General features: G+C 77.7%; 3 protein-coding genes. All 3 read left to right on the top strand.

The window, feature by feature from the left end:
* Positions 1-1,337 (top strand): alpha/beta hydrolase family protein (locus CTKZ_RS12215; protein WP_210766396.1); only part of this gene is annotated, 1,337 nt, incomplete at its 5' end.
* Positions 1,334-2,473 (top strand): histidinol-phosphate transaminase, encoded by a 1,140-nt coding sequence (locus CTKZ_RS12210; protein ID WP_200829729.1) that lies wholly within the window; start codon positions 1,334-1,336, stop codon positions 2,471-2,473. The genes CTKZ_RS12215 and CTKZ_RS12210, both read left to right, overlap by 4 nt.
* Positions 2,470-2,870, top strand: a 401-nt coding sequence (locus CTKZ_RS12205; protein ID WP_124343200.1) for an MFS transporter, incomplete at its 3' end; no start/stop codon positions are given. The genes CTKZ_RS12210 and CTKZ_RS12205, both read left to right, overlap by 4 nt.

Raw genomic sequence — 2,870 nt, 5'->3', positions numbered from 1 at the left:
CCCGCGACCTCGGGCCGACACGCGGGCGTCGCGGGCCGTGCGCCGTGCCGGCGGCCGCCGTCGACGCGCTCGGCGGGACGCCCGACGTGCTTGTCGACGCCTGGGTGCCGCGGCTCGACGTGCGGACCGACCTCAACCCGCTCTACCGGCGCCTCGTCGCGCGCGGTGCGGCGTCGCTCTGGACGACGGGCACCGGCGCGGACGCCTTCCGGCCCGGCGGCGTGCGCGTCGACGACCGGCACCACCCGGTGCGCGCGGACGGCACGTCCGACCCGCGCGTGACGGTGCTCGGCCCGGTGCTCGAGGGGCAGCGCTCGTTCCTCGTCTCCGCGATGCGCCCCGGCCGCGACCACCGCGTCATGCGCGACACGGTCGGCTGGGTCGACGACCTGCTGGCCCGCCACCCGGCCCCGCAGCGCGGCGCGACCGTCGTCCGCCCCCCGGCACGACCCGACGAGAGGACCCCCAGCATGGGCACGACGACCACCCGGCACGCGGTCGGGACCGACGGCGAGATCGGCCTGCTCGTCGATGCGCCGACCGACGGCGAGCACCTGGGCGACGTCGTCGTCGCGCCCGTGTTCGGCGGCACCGCGCGCAGCATGTTCCCGTTCGCGCACGCGCTCAACCGGCACGGCTTCCGGACGGTGCGCGTGGACTTCCGCCACCACGTCGGCTCGGGCAGCGGCGAGATCGCGGGCACGCGGCTGTCGGCGCAGGCGGAGGACGTCGCGGCGGTGCTCGACCTCTACCCGGGTGCGCTGCTCGTCGCGGTGAGCCTGGCCACCCGGCCCGCGGTCCGTGCGCTCGCGGGCGGTGCCCCGGCGGGCGGCGCGGTGCTCGTGACCCCCGTGCTCGACGTGACCGCGACGCTGCGCGAGGTGATCGGCACGGACTTCGTCGAGGCGGAGCTGGACCGGCTGCCCCCGACCGTCGACGTGCTCGGGTACGAGGTGCGCGACGGGTTCGTGCACGACGCGCGGACGCACGCCCTGCACGGGTACGACGACGCCGTCGAGGACCTCGCGCGCGTGGCGGTGCCCGTGCGGCTCGTCGCGGGCGACACCGACCCGTGGGTCGACGTGACGCGCGTGCGGGCCGCCGCCGGCCGGCTGGCCGACGAGGGGCGGGACGTCGGGCTCGTCGAGGTGCCCGCCGCGACGCACCGGCTCAACCGCAACCCCGTCGTCGCGCGCCGCTACGTCGAGGAGACCGTCCGGGCGTGCCTCGACCTCCTCGGCAGCGACCGGCCGGTGGACGTGCCGTCCTTCGACGCGCTGGTCCGTGCGAGCAGCGCGCGCCCGGCCGTCGCGGAGCCCGCGGGGACGCCCGCGTGACCGCGTCCGACGTCAGGCCGTCCGCGGTCCCCGTCGCCGACGTGCAGATCGGTGACCTGGTCCGGCCAGAGCTGCGCGGTCAGGAGCCGTACGGTGCGCCGCAGCTCGACGTGCCCGTGCGGCTCAACACGAACGAGAACCCGTACCCGCCCGACCCGGCGACGAGCGCGGCCGTCGCGCGCGCGGTCGCCGGGGCGGCCGCGGACCTGCACCGGTACCCGGACCGCGAGGCGACGCGCCTGCGCACGGCGCTCGCGGGTCACCTGACCGCCGACACCGGTGTGCCGCTCGACGCGCGGCAGGTGTGGGCGGCGAACGGGTCGAACGAGGTCGTGCAGCAGCTGCTGCAGGCGTTCGGCGGGCCCGGCCGGCTGCTGCTGTCGTACGGGCCGACGTACCCGATGTACCCGGAGTACGCCCGGAACACCGGGACCGCGTGGCGGTGCGAGCCGCGCGACGAGCGGTACGGCGTCGACCCCGCGCGGCTGGTCGACGACCTCGTGACGCACCGGCCCGCGGTCGTCGTGCTCGCGTCGCCGAACAACCCGACGGGGACCGCGCTGCCGCTCTCCACGGTGACCGCCGCGCTCGAGGCGGCGCCCGGGCTCGTCGTGGTCGACGAGGCGTACGCGGAGTTCCGCCGTGGGGGCGTGCCGAGCGCGGTCGAGCTGCTCGACGGGCACCCGCGCCTGGTCGTCGTGCGGACGCTCAGCAAGGCCTTCGCGGGGGCCGGGGCGCGGATCGGGTACCTCGCGGCGGACCCGGCGGTGGTCGACGCGCTGCGGGTCGTCCGGCTGCCTTACCACCTGTCGGCGCTCACGCAGGCCGCGGGCTGCGCGCTCCTGGCGCACCGGACCGAGCAGCTGCGCACGGTCGACGCGCTGCGCCGCGGACGGGACGACCTCGTCGCCTGGCTGCGCGCACGCGGCTGGACCGTGCCGGACTCCGACGCGAACTTCGTGCTCGTCGGGCCGTTCGACGACGCGCGCGCGGTCTGGGACCGCCTGGTGGCGCGCGGGGTGCTGGTGCGGGAGATCGGCGGGCCCGAACGGCTGCGGGTGTCGATCGGGACGCCCGACGAGATGGCGGCGTTCCGCGCCGCGTTCGCGGCGGTCACGTCCGCGGGTGCCCCGTGACGTCGCGCGCCGCCCGCGCCGGGATCGGCCTGCTCACCGCCGCGACGTTCATGCTCTTCCTCGACGTCACGGTCGTGAACGTCGCGCTCGACCGGATCGGCACGGAGCTCGGCGGGGGGCTGGGCGCGCTGCAGTGGGTGCTCGACGCGTACACCGTCGCGCTCACCGTCGGGCTGGCCGGGGCCGGGCCGCTCGTCGACCGGTACGGGCCGGTACCCGTCGCGGTCGTCGGCGTCGCGGTGTTCACGGTGGCGTCGGTGGTGTGCGCGCTCGCGCCGACGGCGGGCGTGCTGCTCGCGGGGCGGGCCGCGCAGGGCGTCGGGGCGGCGGTCGTGGTGCCCGCGTCGCTCGGGCTCGTCGCCGCGGCGCACCCCGCCGGACCCGCGCGGTCGCACGC

The sequence above is a fragment of the Cellulomonas algicola genome, from assembly GCF_003851725.1.
Taxonomy (GTDB): domain Bacteria; phylum Actinomycetota; class Actinomycetes; order Actinomycetales; family Cellulomonadaceae; genus Cellulomonas; species Cellulomonas algicola.
The sequence above is the reverse complement of the archived record's forward strand: the minus strand, read 5'-3'. Positions and strand labels throughout refer to the sequence as shown.